A 21,041-nucleotide genomic window follows, 5' to 3' on the forward strand; every position below is an offset into this window, starting at 1 on the left:
TTCTACCCCCAAATATTACTCAATATACTCAATTTTTATTTGCTGTAATTTGCTCTCCACCGAAGTAATAACCTCTTCAGCGCAAGTTCCATAAACTACAATGTAACCAAGACGGCTATAACTATCTTTAAGAGCTTTAGCATCAATAGGGGTCGAAACAAATTTGTATAGTAATGATGGTGATAACACAAGTGCTGTAGAAATCGTTTTAATCGTTCCTAATTTTGTAGGTGTTATAAAACGAATTGATGCAAATCGATTTTCAACAACAGATTGCGGTATATATGACATCCCCTTCACATGCAACGATAAGTAACATTCAACTAAACTAAAACCTGTTACGTTTTCACAAAGATTATCAATCATCCCTCCCGCGACTCTTGGATTTACTTCAATTAACCTGATTTTATTATTATCGAGTTTAAACTCAACATGAGCAACTGTATGTGACAATCCAAGCCGGTTTAACCAGCCAATAATTGTCTCCTCTATTTTATTTTTTAATTCCAATTTACAAGGAAAATTATGCCCTATTTCTACAGCGTATTTCCCTTGCGTAGTTATTTTTTCGGTTATACCTAATACTTCCCATTGATTTAATTCAATATTCCAATATACTTCAGCGCTGTATTCACTACCTTGAATAAACTCTTCAATTAAATAATACGATGATAATTTATAACCTCGATTATTAATTCGAAAATTAATTAGCTCTGTAACAGCAATATTAGCCTCTTCAATATTAGAACAAATCGTGACTTGACTACTACCGCTATCATCACAAGGTTTGACAACTAAAGGAAACGTAAACTCTGAAAAATCTATATTTTCTCCAATCTGGCAGACTTTAAATTTAATGTTTTCTTCTTTATTAGAAAGTATTTCCCGCGATATATTTTTATATCGGCATGAAACTAAAGCTTTAATACTTGGGGATGGCAAGCCTAAGGCATGAGATACTGCTGCCGCCGTCACTAAACGATAGTCATCAAATGCCACAACTCCAACTGTGTTATATTGCATTGCTTTATGTAAAACAGACACCATGCAGTCTGTGTTTAACTCAATAATATCATCAACATACAATGTTGGGTTATCGGGTATCTTTCGATAAAATGCACATTCCTTAGTAAACAATACTGTATGATAACCTAAACGCTTGGCAATTTTTAACGCACTGACTCCTGTGCCTGATATATTACATTCAACAAAAACTATCGTTTTCATATTTATTCCTTTTAGTTAAAAAATGCTCAACCCCAAATAAAAAAATAAGTAATATTATAATAAAAAAAGGCAATACATAATTTAATTGATATAGTCCTGCTATAAGGCCAAAATACGCGCCACATGATTCTGCAACACCCCAGAAAAAAACACATAAGGATAATGACATTTTTTTATTCTCAAACGGACATTTGATAATAGAAAGGCTATTATTATACGGACTCCAAACTAACTCACACAAAGAAAATAGACCAATTAATAAATACAAACTGGTTGCCGAATTAAAATCCAAAAAAAACAAAATACTTACTGTTAATAATAAACTTATTTTATAGATAATATTTTGAATAAGTAGATTTTTATTCGCTAAAAAGTTTGTCACTTTCATTTGTAGAGTAATAATAATCCCTGCATTTAAAGCGAAAAGTAATGAAACTGAAATATATTTTATTTCCATCTTTGAGTATAATTCATAGTGATATGCAAGATTCCTTAGTATCACACCTATCATGAAAAAAGAAACAGCGCTATACAAAACAAAAACACACCACTCACTAAAGCTTGCAGATACTCTTATTGTATTATTATTATTATTATTATTCTCATTAGATATTGCACTGTCTTTTATTCCCATTGAATATATAGCTGAAAAAGCATAATCAAAGCAGGAAATAAAATAACACCAGGATATGACTTATTGTAAAAAAACTCGCCTAAAACACCACCTAACGCTGAAGATATATTAACGATGACATTTAAAATAGAAAAATTTCTCATTCTATTTGAATGCAAAGAGTTTTCAGCCAAAAAAAGACTAGTACATACATTCGCAATTGAGAACCCTGCACCTATAATTGCAGAAAAAATAATAAATGAGCTAACATCACTTAAAAGGTAGGTCATAGCTATCGCTAATGATGTTAGCAGATAACTCATAATGAATGTAATCTTATAGCCTAACAAAAAAATAATATAGTGTGAAAGTAAAGAAAAACCTCTACTTACAAATAAGAACACAAATAATATAATTGCAATATCTTCTTTTGTAAGTTCTTTATAGTTTAATAAGTAAAGAGAGTAGAAGGGTAAAAAGCTATAAAATGAAACACCAGACAAAAACCTTGACGCTAATATTTTATTTTTCATTTTTCTATTTTCTATTTTCTATTTTCTATTTTCTATTTTCTATTTTCTATTTTCTATTTTCTAAAAATCCCCATTGAATTAAGTATTCCATTCAATTTATTTAATTTATATTTATTTATATTTGAACTAGTAACAAACCTAATAATTTCATCCGTCCATGCTGTTGCTAAAATACCAGACTCTTTAAGCAATAAAGAAAACTCATGTGCATTTTTTTTATTTACCATAATAATATTAGTTTCAACTGGGTATTTTATTTCAAAAAAACCCTCCAATATTTTACATAAGTATTGAGCATTATCATGGTCTTTCCTTATATTTACTTTGTACTCTTTTAATTTTTTTAATGCTATAAACGCCATTAAACCTGATTGATGCAATGTACCGCCATACCACTTCCTAAGCTTTCTTGCAATTTGGATATCCCGCTCTTTCCAAATAAGCACTGAACCAAAAGGCGCACCAATCCCCTTTGAAAGACAAACATTGAGCAGATCTATGTCTTTCACATAGCATTCTGGTGAAATACTCAGTGCCTCACATGAATTTAAAACCCTTGCGCCATCAAGATATAATGAAATGTTTCTATCATCACATAATTTTCTTAATGCCTTAATTTCTTCAATAGGAAATATACATCCTCCATAGGTTCCAATACTACTTTCTATCGAGATGACCTTAGGAATTGCATATAAATTTGACCACCTTGATTTATTATTTATGGCTTCAATGACATCTTTAACCGTTAATATCCCACTACTTGTTTTAATATTATTAATAACAATCCCGCTAAGTGCAGATGTTGGAGAAGATTCAAAATAACAAATATGATAACCTGTTTCAGTAATTACCTCATCGCCAGGATTTGCTAGTACCCTAAGACCTATTTGATTGCTCATTGTTCCAGATGGCATAAATAATGCTGATTCTTTTCCAAATAACGTTGCGGCAAAACATTCTAACTCTTTAACATATTCATCCTCATTGTAGCAATCGTCTCCTATCTTACTAAAATCCATATTAATTAAATCATTGGGTGAAATTTTAGTTAATGTATCACTTCTGAGATCTATATAATCCATTTATTTCCTTATTTATTATTCAATTATTCAATCATTTTAAATACTCTTTAATTATTTAATTTATCGGCTAAACGCTATAGTTCAACTACTTTTAAAATAAAAAATAATAACTGTGATATACGTAATAAATATTTAATAAAGTATACCTCAAAGATATTAGCTTAAACCTTGTTTTCGTGAGTACATTAGCAGTCTGTGTGTTTCAGTTTCCCATCGCAGAATGTTAAGATATTTTCTTGTGATCTATAGCACAACTCTCTAGTTAATTGTATGATGAATAGATATCAAGCTACAGGACGGATCTCATGTCATTTAAACAGGTACTGATAACGGGATGGCAGTATTTGCGCGCTTTCGCAATACTTTACCTCTGCCTGATTATCGGAAACCTTATCTCTACCCTACTTCCTTTTGCTATCCCTGGCAGTATTGTCGGTATGCTCATTTTATTTGCACTGCTGGCGCTGCAAGTTATCCCTGCACATTGGGCACAACCTGGATGCAGTATTTTATTGAAAAATATGACCATTCTATTTGTGCCTATCGGTGTGGGGATCATGAATTACTATGACTTACTGAGTCAACAGCTGCTCCCGATTGTGGTTTCTTGTGTGGTCAGTACCTTAATTGTAATGATAGTCGTCGCTATCAGTTCCAACTATATCCACAAAGAACGCCCTGTCGTGGGTGCTAAACCTGATGAAGTTCCCCTTCCTCCTGAAGAGCCAATTTCTTCGGTGATTAATAATGATAAAACTAAGGGGAATGAATAATGTTAACGCACATTTGGTGGTCGTTACCGCTGACAATTGTGGTGTTTTACCTTGCCCGCAAATTATCAGTGAAATTTAAATTACCGATATTAAACCCATTATTAATTACCATTGCGGTGCTTATTGCCATACTGGTTATCACCAATACATCCTATGAGCATTATTTTGCGGGCAGTAAAATCCTGAATGATTTACTGCAACCCGCCGTTGTGGCATTGGCTTTCCCCCTGTATGAGCAAATGCACCAAATTCGTGCCCAATGGAAATCTTTGTTTAGTATCTGCTTTGCGGGTAGCATCGTCGCGATGTTCAGTGGCGCAGCAATTGCATTTTGGCTTGGGGCAACGCCAGATATCGCCGCCTCAATATTACCGAAATCTGTTACGACGCCAATTGCGATGGCGGTTGCCGATTCAATTGGTGGGATCCCTGCAATTAGTGCCGCTTGTGTGTTGTTTGTGGGGATTTTAGGCGCCATGTTTGGCCACAGTTTATTTGATGCTTTACGTGTACGCACCCATGCGTCTCGTGGGCTTGCGATGGGAACGGCTTCCCACGCATTAGGCACCGCACGTTGCGCTGAGGTTAATTACATTGAGGGAGCTTATAGTTCGCTCGCATTGATGACCTGTGGGGTGATCACCTCGTTAAGTGCGCCATTTATATTTCCTGTCATTTTGCATCTTTTTAGCTAATCTTATTAGTTAAACACTCCGTTAAGTATGATGAGTAAGAGAAAACGATGTTCTCTTACTTATCATTGAACACTAAAAACATGAGATATATCTCTCAATTAAAGAATTTGTTTCATATGTTTCATTTAAATTAGTGATTTAAATCACATATCAATATGTACTTTATTGAATAGAATGAAAACAATTAAATAGGGAGGGTAACTCATGCATTCAAGATTTAAGGCCGCTTGGGCCGAGCTTCCAGAGAAGCTACAGTCTGTACTTAGACCTATCATTGATAAATCCGATTTTCCTGGAATGCTAACGGCTGAGCAAGTGCAGCACATTAAAGCGCAAAGCGGTGTTAGCGACTCAGAATTAGCATTCTCACTACTCCCTTTTGCAGCGGCCTATGCCGTTACGCCAATCTCCCATTTCCATGTTGGTGCAATCGCTTGCGGCGCTAGCGGTAATTTATATTTCGGCGCCAATATGGAATTTAGCCATGTTTCGATGGGGCAAGTGATCCACGCGGAGCAATGTGCGATCACCCATTCATGGATGAAAGGCGAAAAGCAAATTACGTCGATCACTGTGAATTACACCCCATGTGGCCACTGCCGCCAGTTTATGAATGAATTACGCGAAGGTGGTAAAATTATGGTGAATTTACCTGGCCGCACACCTGCGGTACTGCACCACTATTTACCCGACTCTTTTGGGCCTTCTGACCTCAATATTACCACTTTACTGCTAGACCCTGTCGACCATGGTTATAAAAACCAAAGCCGTGACAGGTTATTAACTGCTGCAATCGAGGCAGCAAACCAATCTCATGCGCCTTATAGCCAATCCCATTCAGGTATTGCGTTACAGTTAAAAGATGGTTCATTATTTACAGGCCGCTACGCAGAAAATGCCGCATTCAACCCAAGTTTGCCACCACTGCAAGCGGCGTTAATTATGATTAACCTCTCAGGTAAAGATATTCACGCCATCGACCAAGCTAAATTTGTTGAAAAGCAAGATGCGATTATCAAACATTGGTGTGTTACCGAAAATACATTACAAGCACTGGGTTGCCAAAATATTGAATTAGCTTATTTGGATTAATTTTATATTTATTTAAATATAACGGTTATTGCTGGGAGCTTGAATAAACAGCAATAACCGTATAGTTGTTATTAGAGCTTTAGTCTTGTTCACAAAACCATTTACCTGCAAAGTGGCCATCCATAATAGGACTCACTAGTTTTGATTAATATATGCCCTAGTAAGTGAATTCATTAAACAATTTCTCTGTTTCATTTATCGTGTCTTCTAATGTAATAACTAAAGGGATCTTTCGCATTTTTTCTAGCCAAGCTTGGCTTTGTTGCTGTTTTATCGATGCAGATTGCGCGGCTTCTTCTTTCATATCTAGCCAAATGCTAACGAATAACGCTGATTCACCATTATGTGATTTATTAGAAAAGCTATTTAATAGTTTCCCTATAATTTTATTCTTTTTATCTATAGATAATACTTCAAATACATCTTTAAACAACCAACCTTCATAAGGAATTCCTGAATTTAACATCGCTTCTTTTTGTATTTTAATAAATTCTTGATGTGTAATATCACCAATTCGGATGTTATCAATTTCTTTGCGATTTTTCATAACTCTGTCATATGCTAACATTAATTCACGTTAATATTTTCTCAGTTTTTCACTGGTAAATGAATCACCTCGCTCCTTCATGTGATTAATTAAAAATTCTTTTTCTAGATAAATAAAAATACTGAAATATTTATTATCCGAATTATTAACCTTTTGAATACTGTCTATATCAGTAAAAGCATGACCTTTATTTAAAAGACTTAAACATGATAAAATTATAAAAATAAAAAATTAATGTAATAATAGATTTAGATTTAAAAGATATCATTAGAACCCCTTCGGCTTTTATTATCAAACTTTGAATCATTAATCATTTCTTCAAACATAAAATCTAACTTTTTCTCTAGCTTATTAACTAAAGTAATCCGCCTCATTTTCTCCAGCCACCTTTTGCTTTTAATTTGCTTGTCTGATGGTGGTTTGGAAGCTTCCCTTACCATTGTATACCAAAGCATCATGAATAATTTAGCTTCCTTCGCAGGGTCGTTGTTATTCACCACAAAAATGAACTGTTGCCATAGTGCCTCTCGGTTTCTCTCATTAACAACATCTAAAACATCTGCTAAAATCCAAGCATGATAAGACATTCCCATTTCATTTAAATTCTCACGATAAAAACCCATTGCCTGTTCATGGCTTAATTTTTTAATAAATGCGTCCTTTGGATACTTTAAAAATTCTGACATTGGGTTATTATCTTTTTCACCCTTAAAAAGGACTAATTTTTTTCTATCAAATATTAAATCCTTAGATTCAGAAAAGTATAACATCTGTAGCATAAAGAAAAGACGTAGTGTTTTAACACCTTTTTTTCAAAAAAAATAATTATATTTTTTTATTATATTTTACATTATTTTCTTGAGGATTTTGGCAAGCACCAAGAAGAAAAACTGAAAGCACAACTATTAATTTATAATTCATATACATCCTTGTAATTCATAAAGTTAGAAACCAACAATCTTAAAAAGCAATTATGTAAAAAACACATTGCCCACATAAAAACAAACATCAGTAATTACCATTCCATTACTAATAATTAAAATAATTTATTTTATTATAAGTAGACTTTTTAAATATTAATTAAAACTAAAAGATCCTCCAGAAGAATAACCACTATAACTAAATTCAGGTATACTTGGCATTGAGGGTATTGAGTATTTATCATCAAATGAGTCTATTGAATTGTTCATTGATGACATATTGTCTCTTAAATTATCAATCATATTTTCAAAATGATGGTTATTTCTTATGGTATCTGTAGGGAAGTCTTTAAATCCTGACGTTCCCGGAAGAACAACACTTGGACGTTCTAGATAATAACTTGTTGGTGCTTCATTATTTTCAAACTTTGAACTATCTAGCAAATTTGTTGTAAGCGGTGCTAATTGCCTATTTGGTTCGGATTTTGGATAAGTGCTTTCCAATATCGATTTATCTACCATATTGTGAGAGTGTTTGATTGGTGGAGTGGGTAACACTTCCCTATTTATAGGCTGTGTTATACTTGGTGATGTTGTGCTATCAACACCATAAATATCTAAATCACCTTTAGGAATAACCTTTTTTAATTCATTCACGTAAGCTACTATATCTTCCTTGAGTGTTATTCCTCTTTCTACAAAATAATCACCAAAAACAGACTCTGTTTCTTTCATATTATCAACTGTGAATACAGTATTAGTCCACTCAATAAATAAATCAATTTTTTCTTTAGATGGGTTTCTTATTATCTCAGTCAACATCTCATCGGTTAAATAAATCCCAAACTCAACCTGTTGTTTATTACTTCCTGAACTTGATATCATTTCATTATAAATTTCATTATGTTTTTCAATAGGGATAATCTGTAGTGGAATTGATAATGTCCAGGCTTCTTTAGGTAAATTAAAATCAGAAAGTGAATCATCATGTATTTTTTTAGCTTCAAAAATATTCATTCTTTCATTCAAAACTTTAGTATTATTATACTCGAACTTATCAAGTAATAGATCACAAGTCTTAATTGCTATTTTAAGCTGTATATTTTTCAAATCAGTGTAATTTAATATAACTCCATGTTCTCTTGCTCTTTCAACTAAAAAATTTGTTGCCATTTTCCCTGCATATGAGTCACCTCTAACAAGCCCATTAGGGATCTCACCATACCGTTCATTATTTGCTTCTAAATAGTCATATAAAATTTTAGGATCTTTTTTCTCTTCTAATTTTTTACACACATCCTGTGTATCTTTTAAATGCAATTCAAATTTATCCTGTTCATTCACATCAAATAAGGCAGCGCGTTTCTTCCTGCGATTATACCTATTTACACTGATTTCATTCATTAAAAATTTTAATTTTTCCTCTTTGGTTTCCCAAAATAAGATATCTACTTCACTTTTTATTGATGAAAAAGCATCTTGAGTTAATACCTCATCAGCATCAACTTCATGAAATACCCACGGAACGACATCACCTAGCACTTTTTCGTTTGTTTTTATGTGACCAATCACATCCGTCATTAAATTAGATAATTCTGACTCAGAGCTTCTTATCTTATCAAGCTCATAATTTTGTGAATTACTTAATTCCTTATACATTGAAATATAGAAATTATTCGTTAACCATGACTTTAACATCTCTTTTTCAGAACCATTACTTGAAATATATTTTTTAATCATCATATCAAATGTCTTATAATGATGATTGATTTGCTCTTTGAATTCTGTGCTAGAATTTAGTCTATGAATCCAAAAGCCTTGCCTTTCATTTGGTGAGAGTGATTCAAATACTGCATGTAAATACCAGTTATCAATGCTTAACCTACTTTTAGAGCAAGCTTTAGTATTAATTAAAATCAACTCCTCATGATTAATGTCCAATATTTCAACAATTTCACTGCCTGATTCATTGAGTTTACTTTCCAGTAAATTTAAATATTCCTCAGCTAGTCTAAAATCTATATTCCTAAATTCCTCTGATTTTATTTTCTCATTATTTAACAATGCTTCTTCACTCGGAGTGTATAACGTATATTTCCCCCAAAAACCTGATTCACTTCCACTCACCCCTGCGAATAGAGCATACCGATCACCTTTACTCGCTAGATACTGATACATTTCCTTAGGACTTTTATCTTTCCTTAATAATTTTTTTATTATAGTAAGATCATTTTTTGTAAACACCCTACTCGCACTGTATTTTGTATTATTTGACATTGAAACTCCTTTTCTATTTAAGTTGAGTTATTACAAACCCTTTTGATTTTAACAAAATATTTTCCCACTGATGAATCTTATTCCAATTGATATCTATTTGAAAATAAGCATTAATTTCTGGGATACGCCCATTTATATCACATCGATTATAACCTCCTTTTAAAGTCAGCCAATGACATTTAATTACACTTATTACTTCATTTTTATTTTCAGACCAATACACTCGAGTTTTATCTTGATAATTTTTCCCTTTATACGTTATTGCATTTTCCCTTAAGTACTCAACAAAGTAGAGATCAAGTTCATCATCATAATAAACATTACTTCTTTTACCAAAAAAATCGTTATTAATTGAATTATCTCTAAGTTTGTTCATTGTTGCCGTATTATTTGTCATTGGTTTTACTGCTATTTTTATTTCCTCTATATTTTTGTCTAACCCCATTCTATCGACGGGTTTCATTTCCGGCCATGTCATTCTTAAAGGTAATACAGTGAAGTTAGCATTGCACCCTGTTTTATTGTTAACTGCTCTACGGTCAAAATAACTATACCCCTCGTACTCCGCAATAAAATCAACATAATTTCGAGGTACTTCAACAATATTTCCATTAAATTTCCCACAGACAAAACCGGGGCGATTATTAGCGTAACTATTTATTGCGCTTAATAGCATAAGACAATTAACTGTAAATTTAATTAGATAACTAATTATTAGTTTAAATCTCATACTTACACCTATTAAAATAAACTAATCATACATAAGCTCTGGCCTTTTGCTAACCATTAAAATTCGGGTAACATTAGATAAATCGGTTGATATTAATTCTAAGTTTCCCTGCCTACGACCACTAATATTCATATTTTAGTCCCTAATTTTTAATACGTTCTGATAAAAATAGCCTTACCTTGTCTTGAATAGTTTCCCAATTAACAAGATTTGAAAATTCAAATGAAACACTATATTTAAGACCAAACTCAGGCATTAATGATAATAATTTACAACGCCGATAACTATCATCTAACTATCTCCATGAACACTCCATTAAAACATTGACTTCACCATTATCTTCATCCCAATAGTAACCATACTTTATTATATTGACATCCACTTTATTACCATTAATATGTTTAAACTCAATAGAAACCTCATTAAAATAAAGTTCTAATTCCTCATCATAATATAACTCCCCCTTTCTTTTGAGGTACCCCATATCTAAATACACGTGTTTTCTATAACTCAAATATTTTTCAGGGTCTCCCTTTAATGGTTCAACATAAACCTCTATAATTTTAACATCATTACTAACCTCATTAGATGGTTTCAAATCAGTCCAAGACATCCTCATTGGCAGAATTCTAAAATTAGCTTCACATCCTTTTTTATTTTCAATAAATCTTGGGTCAAAATAACTATACCCTTCATATTCTGCAAAGGTATACACATAGTCACTCGGCACCTCAACTATTGTATTATTAAACTTCCCACATACAAACCCAGGTCTGTTGTTTGCATTAATTACACACGAGAATAGTATTAATGGAAATATTAAATAAATATTCAATCGCATATTCTATTTAAACCTTAATATTACTTTAAAAATTATTGAATAAGCTCCGGATGAGAATAAATGAATAAATCTTCAACAGCTTCCATGGTTTTTACCATTTCAATAACTAAGGGGATCTTTTTCATTCTATTTAACCACCGCTGGCTTGGCTTCTTTTTATCAACAGATTGGCTATCTGTCTCGAACCTCATTTTTGACCAAAGCTTAATAAATACGTTTACCTCAGCATTTGTTTCTGGGTGGGAAATAGCATTAAGAATGTCTTGCCAAAATTTATCTCGTTCAGCATCATCAAGAACATCGTAAATATCAGCAAAGAACCATGCATCATAAGGTAAATCTGATGCCTTAAACCCTTTTTTATTTATCATGACAGCTTCATGGAAATTAATATCCCCTTTTCTAGTTTTTTTATCCTTATTTACATCAAACCAATTTTTTAAAAACTCTATATGTGCCAATGCTGATTCATAGTGGAACTTCTTCATATTTTCCTTTGATAAAGGTCTTTTATATTCATCCATAGTGACATACATATATTCATGGATAATTTCTATAAATATACTTTGTTTTTTATTTTTTGGTTCCAAACCTAAAGTTTGAAATGAAAAAAGCAGTAAAGTAATAAATAAAATAATAATGTTATAATTATTTTTTGCTCTATTCATTTCTAAATCCTATAGATTTAGTTTTAAGATTATTAGTCCACATACTATTAATGTGTTTCTCCATCTTATTTATTGTCGAAATTTGTCTTGCAATAGAAAGCCATTCAATACTTCTTTGTTGTTTTTCAGATGGTGGCTTAGCCGCTTCTATTAACATCGCGTACCATATTTTCATAATTAATGCTAATTCATCCTTTCTACCACCTTTATTTATTGTATAAAGATAGGCTTTCCATACTATATCTCTTTCGTTTTCATCTATTACATTTAAAATATTTTCAAAAAACCAAATAGTACGAGACACATTCCTTTTATCTAATGATTCATGATATAAAACAATTGCTTTTTTATAATCAATTCCTTCATCAAAACACTTTTTATCTAGCTTTATAAAATCCGCTATAACCCTAACATGAGCTAACTTGTTATGCTTATATTTAGTTATATTTTCAGGCATTCTCATTGCGATATACATATAACTGAAATTCAACCCGGCGAGTAATTTTACCTTTTTATATTCAGATTCCCCATATGTTATATTCTTTTCATCCTCATTATTTACCTTTAGCGTTTGACCGCCATTACATGCTGTTAGTAATAAAATTAAAGTAAAAAATAAAAACCTCATATTTACCGCCTTTTATGTTGATAAAAATTAACATAAAAATAAATCAATAAAAAACATGCAGCAATATATGATATTTTTAAATATAGTTTTACCGCTATTTAGTTAAAAAATAATTCATTAGACAAAAGATAAACATCAATTAAAAAATTCAAGAAATAATAAAGAAAACTGTATTTACACCTTTAAATTTAAAAAATGGATTAAAACCATTATGTTGCTAACCGTGATCTACCCGTCGTAATCACAACCTAAAAGTACGCTTTAGTTTCATTCCTTAACTAAATTCTTTATTATGTCTATAAAATTTTTAACGATTTTGCATCATTATTTACTGTACATATTTCCTGTTTAGCTTAGGATCTACCCTGACTTTGTTGATTAATCGTCCGAAGAGTGATATTTCATGGAACATGAATACGAAACAAAACGCCCTCTCTATATCCCCTATGCTGGCCCAATTTTACTTGAATTCCCTTTATTGAATAAAGGCAGTGCGTTCACTGAAGAAGAGCGCGCGAACTTCAACCTGCATGGCTTACTGCCTGAACAAGTTGAAACTATCGAAGAGCAAGTTGAGCGTGCTTATCGTCAATTAATTGATTTTAAAACAGATATCGATAAACACATCTACTTAAGAAACATTCAAGATACCAACGAAACCTTATTTTATCGCTTGATTGATGCCCACTTAACGGAAGTGATGCCAATCATCTACACTCCAACTGTGGGTGAAGCGTGCGAACATTTCTCTGATATCTATCGTCGTGCCCGTGGGTTATTTATTTCTTATCCAAACCGCGCACATATTGACGACATGCTGCAAAATGCCACAAAACAAAATGTAAAAGTCATCGTTGTCACAGATGGTGAGCGTATTTTAGGCCTTGGTGACCAAGGTATCGGCGGCATGGGCATTCCAATTGGTAAGCTGTCACTGTATACCGCATGTGGCGGTATCAGCCCTGCTTATACCTTACCAATTGTTATTGATGTAGGAACGAATAACCCACAACGCTTGAATGACCCGCTGTATATGGGATGGCGTCATCCACGTATTACCGGTGACGAATATAACGAATTCCTCGATGAGTTTGTGCAAGCAGTTAAGCGCCGTTGGCCAAATGTTTTATTGCAATTTGAAGACTTCGCACAGAAAAATGCGATGCCGTTATTAACCCGTTACCGTGATGAGCTTTGCTGCTTTAACGATGATATTCAAGGGACTGCGTCCGTAGCATTAGGTAGCCTCATCGCCGCCAGCAATGCCGCAGGCAGTAAATTAAGTGACCAACGTGTGACGTTCTTGGGTGCAGGCTCAGCTGGTTGTGGTATCGCCGAGCAAATCATTGCCCAAATGAAATCCGAAGGGTTAAGCGACGAAGAAGCTCGCTCACGCATTTACATGGTTGACCGCTTTGGTTTATTGACGGATAAACTCCCTAACCTGCTCGATTTCCAAGCTAAATTAACGCAAGATAGCGCTAATTTAGCCAGTTGGGATGTGGACAGTGATTCAATTTCGCTGCTGGATGTGGTTCGCAATGCCAAACCAACTATTTTGATTGGCGTTTCTGGCCAAGCTGGCTTGTTCACTGAAGAAATCATCAAAGAGATGCATAAACACTGTGAACGCCCAATTGTGATGCCATTGTCTAACCCAACCTCACGCGTTGAAGCTCGCCCAGAAGACATCATCAATTGGACAGACGGAAAAGCATTAGTTGCAACAGGCAGCCCGTTTAGCCCAGTGTCTTACAAAGACCAAGTTTTCCCAATTGCCCAGTGCAATAACTCCTATATTTTCCCAGGAATAGGCCTAGGGGTTATCGCGTCAGGCGCAAAACGAGTGACTGATGGTATGTTGATGGCAGCGAGCCGCGCATTAGCAAGCTGTTCACCACTGGCAAAAAATGGCGAAGGTGCTTTATTACCATTGCTATCGGATATCCAAGATGTTTCGCGCGTTATAGCCAAACAAGTTGCCAAAGAAGCGCAGATTCAAGGTGTAGCAACCGTCACCTCTGACAGCGCTTTAGATGAAGCCATTGAACGTAATTTCTGGAAACCAGAATACCGTACTTATAAACGTACCTCGTTCTAATTTGTTGTTTATTAAATTGAAAGGCGCATATTTTATGTGCCTTTTTTTATTTTCTTATTTGTCTGAAAAAAGAGAAAATACCCGAGTTCAGATAATGGTAAATTGCGCTAATGGCTTAGCTTATTTAATATATCAATACAAAGCGAAGATAGGATATTGAAATGGCTGACCCTTTAGAGACACACACTCCCCATAAACCGAAGTTTTCCATTTGGGCCATGGCACTCACCTTATTGATAGTCGCCATAAATATCACCGTTTATTTTTATCAGCTTACCTATGCAGCGCCCCTTGATTCCCAAGAAAATAACTTATTAATATTTGGTGCAAATGTTTACCAACTCTCCTTAACGGGGGATTGGTGGCGCTACCCGGTGAGTATGGTGTTGCATTCAGGGGGCTTTCACCTCGCCTTAAATACCTTGGCTCTGTTTGTAATAGGGATTGAATGTGAGCGGACATACGGCAAATTCAGATACCTCGCTATCTACCTATTTTCAGGTATTGGTGCAGCCTTTTTTAGTGCTTATTGGCAATATAGCGAGAGTATTCGTGAAGCCACCAGCCGTGCATCAATGAATTCATGGAACAGCTTATATTTACCTGATAATACGGTTTATATCACTGTGAGTATTGGTGCGTCAGGTGCCATTATGGGGCTTGCTGCCGCTTCGGTTATTTATCTTTTAAAAGCCCTGAATAACCCCAACTTGTCCATCGAAGAAAAAAACCAATTAAAACGCCCGCTGTATAATATCATTGGGATGATTGCTTTAACTTTAGTGAATGGTTTGCAGTCTGGCATTGATAACGCAGCCCATATCGGCGGGGCTATTTTAGGGGCAGTCATTAGTGGAGCCTTTGTTCTCGCACCGCAATCTACACCGTTGTCGAAACACCTTTCCAGTCTATTGATTTCAGTGATTGCAGCGGGATTACTTATTTTCGCGTTGCAGCACTATTCGTCCTCGCAAGATGAAGACCTAAATGATGAGCGCGTTTTTATTTACCAAGAAATGGAAAAAGAACTGAATCACTTAAAGAAATGGGATTTAGATTAGCTCACTTGCCCTATTATTCACAATATCAATAATAGGGCTATCTGTTTAAAAAGAGAATAAATTCAGTGTCATCATGACTGCACTGCAGGTGATCAGTAACAGGGTAATGTATTGAAATGTGCGCTCTGACAGGTGAACCAGCAAATATTTCGCCACTGGCATGACAATCAATGCGCCCACACATAAAATAAGCGCCAGTTTTAAGTCAGTATACCCTTCCTGCGCATAAGCCAGTGCCGATGACCCCGACAATACCGTTGTGACAAAAATCGAGGTGCCTATCGCCTGCTTAATATTCAATTGCATGTAACGTAACAACATGGGCAAGACGACCACGCCACCGCCAACCCCTGTCGCCCCGAGAACAATCCCCGCTAATACTGCAGGAAGTGCCATGGACTTCAATTGGGAGGCCTGCACTACAGTTATCTTTGCTGGCGCGGCGAAAAACATTCTCTGTACAAATAAATAAAGGGAAAAAATAATTGCAGCTGCAACGAGAAGATTAATCCCCCACTCAACTTGTTTTTCATATCCCTCAAGACTACCCAGCCATGTCACCAACAAACTGGCTAAAAACGTACTTGGCAACATAATTGCTAAAACAATCATTGCGCCTTTGAATGGGATATTGCCGAGGCGAAAGTGCATATATGAGGAGGATATTTTCATCAACATCGATAAAAAGTTCGCTGTTGCCACCGCAGCTAATGCATTTAAGCCGAAAAAGTAGGTGAGTATTGGCAAAACAATCACCCCACCGCCAACTCCTGTAGTGCTAATAATCAATCCGATCACTGCACCGATGGCTAACTCCGTTAAAATCATTAATTCTTGCCTTGTATCAGGGCTCGCCGCCCTTTTTGCAGTGCTGTGTCAGCATCACTGTCTGCGAGAGTAAGGTATTTAAAAAACAGCGTATCGAACGTCACCATCTGCAAAACTTGTGGGGTAATGACCCCAAGCTGCGTGTGCTGTTCATCATAAAAGTACGGTAAAGTGAAATCGGCCAGCTTTGTTGCTTCATCTTGCCCAAAACGGCATAAGGCAACAGTAGAACAGCCAGCCTCTTTAGCGGAACGCAACATGTTATTGATTTCTTGCGTATTACCACGTGCAGTAACCGCAATCGCAAAATCATTGGCACTCAAATTCGCAGAATAACTCAGTTGAACATGTAGGTCATAACTAAATAACGTGTGCTTATTTACTCGAATCAGTTTATGGAAAATATCACTCGCTACAATCGCTGAAGACCCAATCCCAAACAACACAATACGTTTGGCATTAACCATACGCTTAGCGACCTCATCAACCGTTGACGGTTCTAATAGCTCAAGGGATTTTTCAATCGCTGAAATAAACATCTGCCCCGTCTTTGCGATAATTTGAGACGTATCATCGCTGCGGCTCAAATTACCATACAGGCTTTCCGCTTTATGTTGTTTCTCATCAGAGAGGTAATCCACCTTAAATTCAGGATAGCCACGGTAACCCATTTGGCGTGAAAAGCGAATAACAGACGCGCTACTAACCCCTGCCGCTTGAGCTAACTCAGCAGCATTCATGGCAATTAAGCTTTCGCGATTATCAAGTAAAAATTTCGCGATCCGCTGTTCAGTGCCCTTACCTCTCGTCTGCAAGCTTTCCAGTTTTACCGTCAGTGTCGACATGGCTATTCCTTATTTAATTATTTTTCAGGATCGGTGAAGCCTATTATCATACTGGCAATGAATCCGACAATCCATGCACCTGCAACAGCAATGAGGAAATCAAGGATTTGGCCATCACCCACTAATGGGATTAACGATAACCCTGCGGTACCAAATGGAATGATAATACCCACATGGAAAAACGCCATTAACGCCCCGCCCGCTGCACCACCAATACAACCCGCAATGAAAGGTTTGCCTAGTGGCAATGACACACCGAATAATAGCGGCTCACCCACACCAAAGATCCCCACAGGTAACGCACCGACTAAGGTTTTTTTCAGGCGTTGGTTTTTGGTTTTTAAGAATACCCAGAAACAAGAACCCACTTGCCCCATACCGCCCATGGCTAAGATAGGGAATAAGTAATTTAAACCAAAAGTTTGTAAGATTTCTGCGTGGATTGGGATTAAGCCTTGGTGTAAACCTGTTAACAATAAGAACAGGAAGCTGCCGCCTAAGATCCCCCCCGTTGCGACCGCACCGCCACCACTATTTAATAACGCAACGGAGACCCCTTGCGCCAAAATTTGGTTTAAATAATGACCCGCAGGTTGGAATACCGCAATTGCCACCATCGCTGAGACTAAAATGGTCACAAATGGCGTCACTATCAGATCTAAACTCTCTTTGATAATGCTTCTAAACCACACTTCAAATTTGGAAGAGAACACCACCACCATCAAGACCGCAAAAATACCGCCGCTATTTGGCACTAATTTTGAGCCAAATAAAGTGATATCCGCTAACCCTGGCATTGACAACAAGCCTGCCATCACAGCACCAATCGATGTTGATGCCCCTAACTCTTTTGCGGTATTAACCCCAATCATAATCGATAGGTAAGCAAACACCGCACTACCAATTAACTTCAATAACTTGAACAGCTCAGGGAACTGATCGACCACTTCAGGTGCGACTAAACGGACGATATTAATCAGCCCCATAATCAGACCACAACCAATTAGTGCAGGAATTGTTGGTACGAAAATCGCGGCTAATGTATTGAGGGTACGGCGAATTGAGAAACCTTTTTTCTTTTCAGGTTCTGTATTTTCTATGCTTGCTGCGCCGCTGCCTTGCATACGTTTATTCATCACAGAAAACACTTTTGCCGCAGTTCCCATACCAACGATCACTTGCTGTTGTTCACCGTTAAAAATAACGCCTTTTACCCCTTCAATTTGCTTTAAAGCTTCGGCATCAAATTTTTCATTATCTTTTAAGACTAAACGGATGCGAGTCATACAGTGAGTCAATGTTGCCACGTTCTCAAAGCCGCCCGCATATTTTTCTATTTCTCTGGCGAGTACTTCCAGATGTTCTATTTTATTAGCCATATCGTTCCCCTAATGTTGGCAAAGCTATTTCCATAACTTACCCGCATTTTCCCATTTATTAACGGCGAGTTTCTAACAAGCTATCCAATGTAGTATTTGGATGTTGTTGAACGAGTTCCGTTGCTTGCTGTGCATTAATTTGTAATTCAAACATCAAAATTGCGCGTCGCGGATGGTAGTCCACTTGCTCTAATAACTGTGCTGCGGCTTCGGTATCAATACCGCAAACTTCACTGACAATGCGTTCTGCACGGCGCAATAACTTATAATTACTTGCGACAACATCAACCATTAAATTGGTGTGAATGCGTCCTAAACGCCCCATCACGCATGTGCTTAACATGCCTAAAATCATTTTTTGTGCAGTGCCACTTTTCATCCGTGTTGAGCCCGATAACACTTCAGGCCCAACGTCAGGAGCGATAGCTAATTTCGCCACATCACTGATTAGCCCATGACCCCGCGTAGTGATCGCGACAGTTAGCGCCCCAACTTCATTGGCATACTCAATACCTGCAAGGGTAAAAGGAGTTCGCCCGCTCGCCGCGATACCGACAACCACATCCTTTGCAGTGAGGTGGCGTTTTTTTAACTCATCAATAGCCGCATCCGTTGAATCTTCAATATTTTCAACTGCTTTTAGCATGGCATTATGGCCACCTGCAATAATGGATTGGACTAATTCAGGGGAGGTACCAAAGGTTGGGGGGCACTCCGCACTGTCTAATACAGCCAGACGACCAGAGGTACCTGCGCCAATATAAAATAGCCGTCCACCTTGTTTCATGCACTGTGCGATAGCATCAACCGCTTGCGCAATATTCGGTAGAACTTGTTGGATAGCCCCAGCAACTGTCGCATCCGCTTGGTTAATCGCAGTAGCCATCGCTAACGTTTCCAACCGTGAAAACTGTAATGTCTCATGGTTGAATTCATTTTTTAGGCAGTCGCTCAGTGTATTTTCCGCTAGAGACATTAAAACGCCCTCACATTGAAATTATATTTCATAAAAAATTACTATATATGAACTTTAATTTCAAATAAAATCACAACAAATGAATATTTTCGTCAGCGAATATGATCGCTCTCACAGTTCATTCAAGGAAAAATGATGTGTTTGCCGGCCATGAAAGACCGGCTATCAGGTTACTTCACAAATTTGCAGGTACCAAAGGCTGATGGGATATGGAAATCTGGTTTCACGGAATCTGGTTTAATCCAGCTAATCCATTTGCGAACTTGTTTTTCTTCACCCGCGCTGAATTCACCACGCAAAATAGCACACATTAACGTTTGCTTGTCTTTGTCTTGCCACAGGTTTAGACGCGTGAATTCATCCAAATCGATTTTCCCTGTTAATACATAACCATTCGGTGTCATTTCCCCCACTGTTTGCAACGTTTCCCAGTTCCAACTTGGGTCAACCTCACGATAGTAGTTGGCTTTTGCATCGAACGTGCGGCCTTTTGGGTCCATTTCCGCAGTATAATAAGGTTTAAGCTCAGGGCTGGTAGCAAAAAACAGTTCAACACGGTCAGAATCTAGCACCGCTTGGTCTTTATCGGCGTTATCACCTAGCTGAATGTCTTTATCATCTGCGATAAAGCGAAAATAAAGGGCATCATCACTCCAAAGCGCACGGAAGTCGGTTTTTGGTGGTGTTTCTTTTTCCCATGGATAAATAAAGTCGGTTAACACTTCAGCTTGCTGCCATACGGCTTCGTTTTGTGCATCATTTAGTGATTTTAATTGATCAGTATGGTTGATTTGGTACTCTTTCGCCGCAACACTGGCTGTCACTAACATCGCACCAGCGGCAAGTAATGTGGTCAGTTTCATATTTCCCTCACGTATCAGATTTTCATATTTGTTTTATGGACTGATGATTTCCACCCCAAAAGAAATGAAATTTCATCATCTAGATTAAATATAGAATTAAAATTTCAAAACAAACAGACAATCTGTGGTAAAAAATTTCGCTCTGTGAAGCAACTCACTGTTTGAATAATCTTCACTCACCCATTTTTCATCCAATATCTGATTAATTTTAAATCGATTTTTAGGTTTAATAGCGGTCAACTTTGAATCTGTCCTCAACATTGACATGACTTTACGTTGGGCGACTTGCGTCACTAATTTAAGTCAAGTAGCCTAGAAGCGAGTCTACTGAGGCTAACACCTTCTTATTATGATTTTTATTT

General features: G+C 36.3%; 21 protein-coding genes. 5 read left to right on the forward strand and 16 right to left on the reverse strand.

Features of this window, described 5'->3' with window-relative positions:
- Positions 1-15: 15 nt before the first annotated feature.
- From PR808_RS04560 to PR808_RS04575, 4 genes are read right to left on the reverse strand one after another with little or no spacing between them, the layout of a single operon-like run.
- Complete coding sequence (locus PR808_RS04560; protein ID WP_272538801.1) at positions 16-1,227, reverse strand: ATP-grasp domain-containing protein; 1,212 nt, start codon at positions 1,225-1,227, stop codon at positions 16-18.
- Complete coding sequence (locus PR808_RS04565; RefSeq protein WP_272538802.1) at positions 1,205-1,861, reverse strand: MFS transporter; 657 nt, start codon at positions 1,859-1,861, stop codon at positions 1,205-1,207. Before PR808_RS04565 ends, PR808_RS04560 begins: the two co-directional genes overlap by 23 nt.
- Positions 1,852-2,373: an MFS transporter gene (locus PR808_RS04570; protein ID WP_272538803.1), complete on the reverse strand. Its 522-nt coding sequence runs from the start codon at positions 2,371-2,373 to the stop codon at positions 1,852-1,854. The genes PR808_RS04565 and PR808_RS04570 overlap by 10 nt, the downstream gene beginning before the upstream one ends.
- Before the next feature lie 53 nt (positions 2,374-2,426).
- Complete coding sequence (locus tag PR808_RS04575) at positions 2,427-3,455, reverse strand: threonine aldolase family protein (RefSeq protein ID WP_272538804.1); 1,029 nt, start codon at positions 3,453-3,455, stop codon at positions 2,427-2,429.
- A 305-nt stretch (positions 3,456-3,760) separates the two neighbouring features.
- On the opposite strand from PR808_RS04575, the gene PR808_RS04580 reads away from it, so the two are divergent.
- The 3 genes from PR808_RS04580 to cdd all read left to right on the forward strand — a co-directional run bounded on the left by PR808_RS04580 (position 3,761) and on the right by cdd (position 6,015).
- The gene (locus PR808_RS04580) at positions 3,761-4,228 is read left to right on the forward strand and encodes a CidA/LrgA family protein (RefSeq protein WP_272538805.1); all 468 of its coding nucleotides are present in this window, start codon (positions 3,761-3,763) and stop codon (positions 4,226-4,228) included.
- The gene (locus PR808_RS04585) at positions 4,228-4,923 is read left to right on the forward strand and encodes a CidB/LrgB family autolysis modulator (RefSeq protein WP_206085389.1); all 696 of its coding nucleotides are present in this window, start codon (positions 4,228-4,230) and stop codon (positions 4,921-4,923) included. Before PR808_RS04580 ends, PR808_RS04585 begins: the two co-directional genes overlap by 1 nt.
- Positions 4,924-5,127: 204 nt before the next feature.
- The gene (cdd, locus tag PR808_RS04590; RefSeq protein ID WP_272538806.1) at positions 5,128-6,015 is read left to right on the forward strand and encodes a cytidine deaminase; all 888 of its coding nucleotides are present in this window, start codon (positions 5,128-5,130) and stop codon (positions 6,013-6,015) included.
- Between the two features lie 157 nt (positions 6,016-6,172).
- On the opposite strand, the gene PR808_RS04595 is transcribed toward cdd, so the two are convergent.
- The 7 genes from PR808_RS04595 to PR808_RS04625 all read right to left on the reverse strand — a co-directional run bounded on the left by PR808_RS04595 (position 6,173) and on the right by PR808_RS04625 (position 12,626).
- Positions 6,173-6,562, reverse strand: a complete 390-nt coding sequence (locus PR808_RS04595) for a hypothetical protein (RefSeq protein WP_206085387.1) — start codon at positions 6,560-6,562, stop codon at positions 6,173-6,175.
- Positions 6,563-6,816: 254 nt separating this feature from the next.
- Positions 6,817-7,341 (reverse strand): hypothetical protein, encoded by a 525-nt coding sequence (locus PR808_RS04600; protein ID WP_206085386.1) that lies wholly within the window; start codon positions 7,339-7,341, stop codon positions 6,817-6,819.
- 297 nt (positions 7,342-7,638) lie between these two features.
- Positions 7,639-9,759, reverse strand: coding sequence for a spore coat protein (locus PR808_RS04605; protein WP_272538807.1), 2,121 nt, complete (start codon positions 9,757-9,759; stop codon positions 7,639-7,641).
- Between the two features lie 13 nt (positions 9,760-9,772).
- Positions 9,773-10,489, reverse strand: coding sequence for a hypothetical protein (locus PR808_RS04610; RefSeq protein WP_206085384.1), 717 nt, complete (start codon positions 10,487-10,489; stop codon positions 9,773-9,775).
- Between the two features lie 295 nt (positions 10,490-10,784).
- Complete coding sequence (locus tag PR808_RS04615) at positions 10,785-11,330, reverse strand: hypothetical protein (protein ID WP_272538808.1); 546 nt, start codon at positions 11,328-11,330, stop codon at positions 10,785-10,787.
- Between the two features lie 32 nt (positions 11,331-11,362).
- Entirely contained in the window at positions 11,363-11,998 is a 636-nt protein-coding gene (locus tag PR808_RS04620) for a hypothetical protein (RefSeq protein ID WP_272538809.1), read from the reverse strand.
- A complete protein-coding gene (locus PR808_RS04625) occupies positions 11,991-12,626 on the reverse strand; it encodes a hypothetical protein (RefSeq protein WP_272538810.1) in 636 nt (211 codons plus the stop codon). Before PR808_RS04625 ends, PR808_RS04620 begins: the two co-directional genes overlap by 8 nt.
- Before the next feature lie 403 nt (positions 12,627-13,029).
- Between PR808_RS04625 and PR808_RS04630 the strand changes: the two genes are divergently transcribed.
- Both PR808_RS04630 and PR808_RS04635 read left to right on the forward strand, forming a co-directional pair.
- Complete coding sequence (locus PR808_RS04630) at positions 13,030-14,727, forward strand: NAD-dependent malic enzyme (protein WP_206085380.1); 1,698 nt, start codon at positions 13,030-13,032, stop codon at positions 14,725-14,727.
- 161 nt (positions 14,728-14,888) lie between these two features.
- Positions 14,889-15,788 carry a rhomboid family intramembrane serine protease gene (locus PR808_RS04635; protein ID WP_272538811.1) on the forward strand — a complete coding sequence of 300 codons (900 nt, stop codon included), beginning with the start codon at positions 14,889-14,891 and terminating at the stop codon, positions 15,786-15,788.
- Between the two features lie 45 nt (positions 15,789-15,833).
- Here PR808_RS04635 and PR808_RS04640 read toward each other — a convergent pair whose 3' ends face one another.
- From PR808_RS04640 to PR808_RS04660, 5 genes are all read right to left on the reverse strand, one after another.
- Complete coding sequence (locus PR808_RS04640) at positions 15,834-16,616, reverse strand: sulfite exporter TauE/SafE family protein (protein WP_206085378.1); 783 nt, start codon at positions 16,614-16,616, stop codon at positions 15,834-15,836.
- A complete protein-coding gene (locus tag PR808_RS04645) occupies positions 16,616-17,461 on the reverse strand; it encodes a MurR/RpiR family transcriptional regulator (RefSeq protein ID WP_272538812.1) in 846 nt (281 codons plus the stop codon). Before PR808_RS04645 ends, PR808_RS04640 begins: the two co-directional genes overlap by 1 nt.
- Before the next feature lie 17 nt (positions 17,462-17,478).
- On the reverse strand, positions 17,479-18,840 hold the full coding sequence (locus PR808_RS04650; RefSeq protein WP_206085376.1) for a PTS transporter subunit EIIC: 1,362 nt from the start codon (positions 18,838-18,840) through the stop codon (positions 17,479-17,481).
- Positions 18,841-18,898: 58 nt separating this feature from the next.
- A complete protein-coding gene (gene murQ / locus PR808_RS04655; RefSeq protein ID WP_206085375.1) occupies positions 18,899-19,816 on the reverse strand; it encodes an N-acetylmuramic acid 6-phosphate etherase in 918 nt (305 codons plus the stop codon).
- 170 nt (positions 19,817-19,986) lie between these two features.
- Positions 19,987-20,679, reverse strand: coding sequence for a carbohydrate-binding family 9-like protein (locus PR808_RS04660; protein WP_206085374.1), 693 nt, complete (start codon positions 20,677-20,679; stop codon positions 19,987-19,989).
- Positions 20,680-21,041 lie beyond the last annotated feature (362 nt).

The sequence above is a fragment of the Providencia sp. PROV197 genome (assembly GCF_028479625.1).
Lineage (GTDB): Bacteria > Pseudomonadota > Gammaproteobacteria > Enterobacterales > Enterobacteriaceae > Providencia > Providencia vermicola.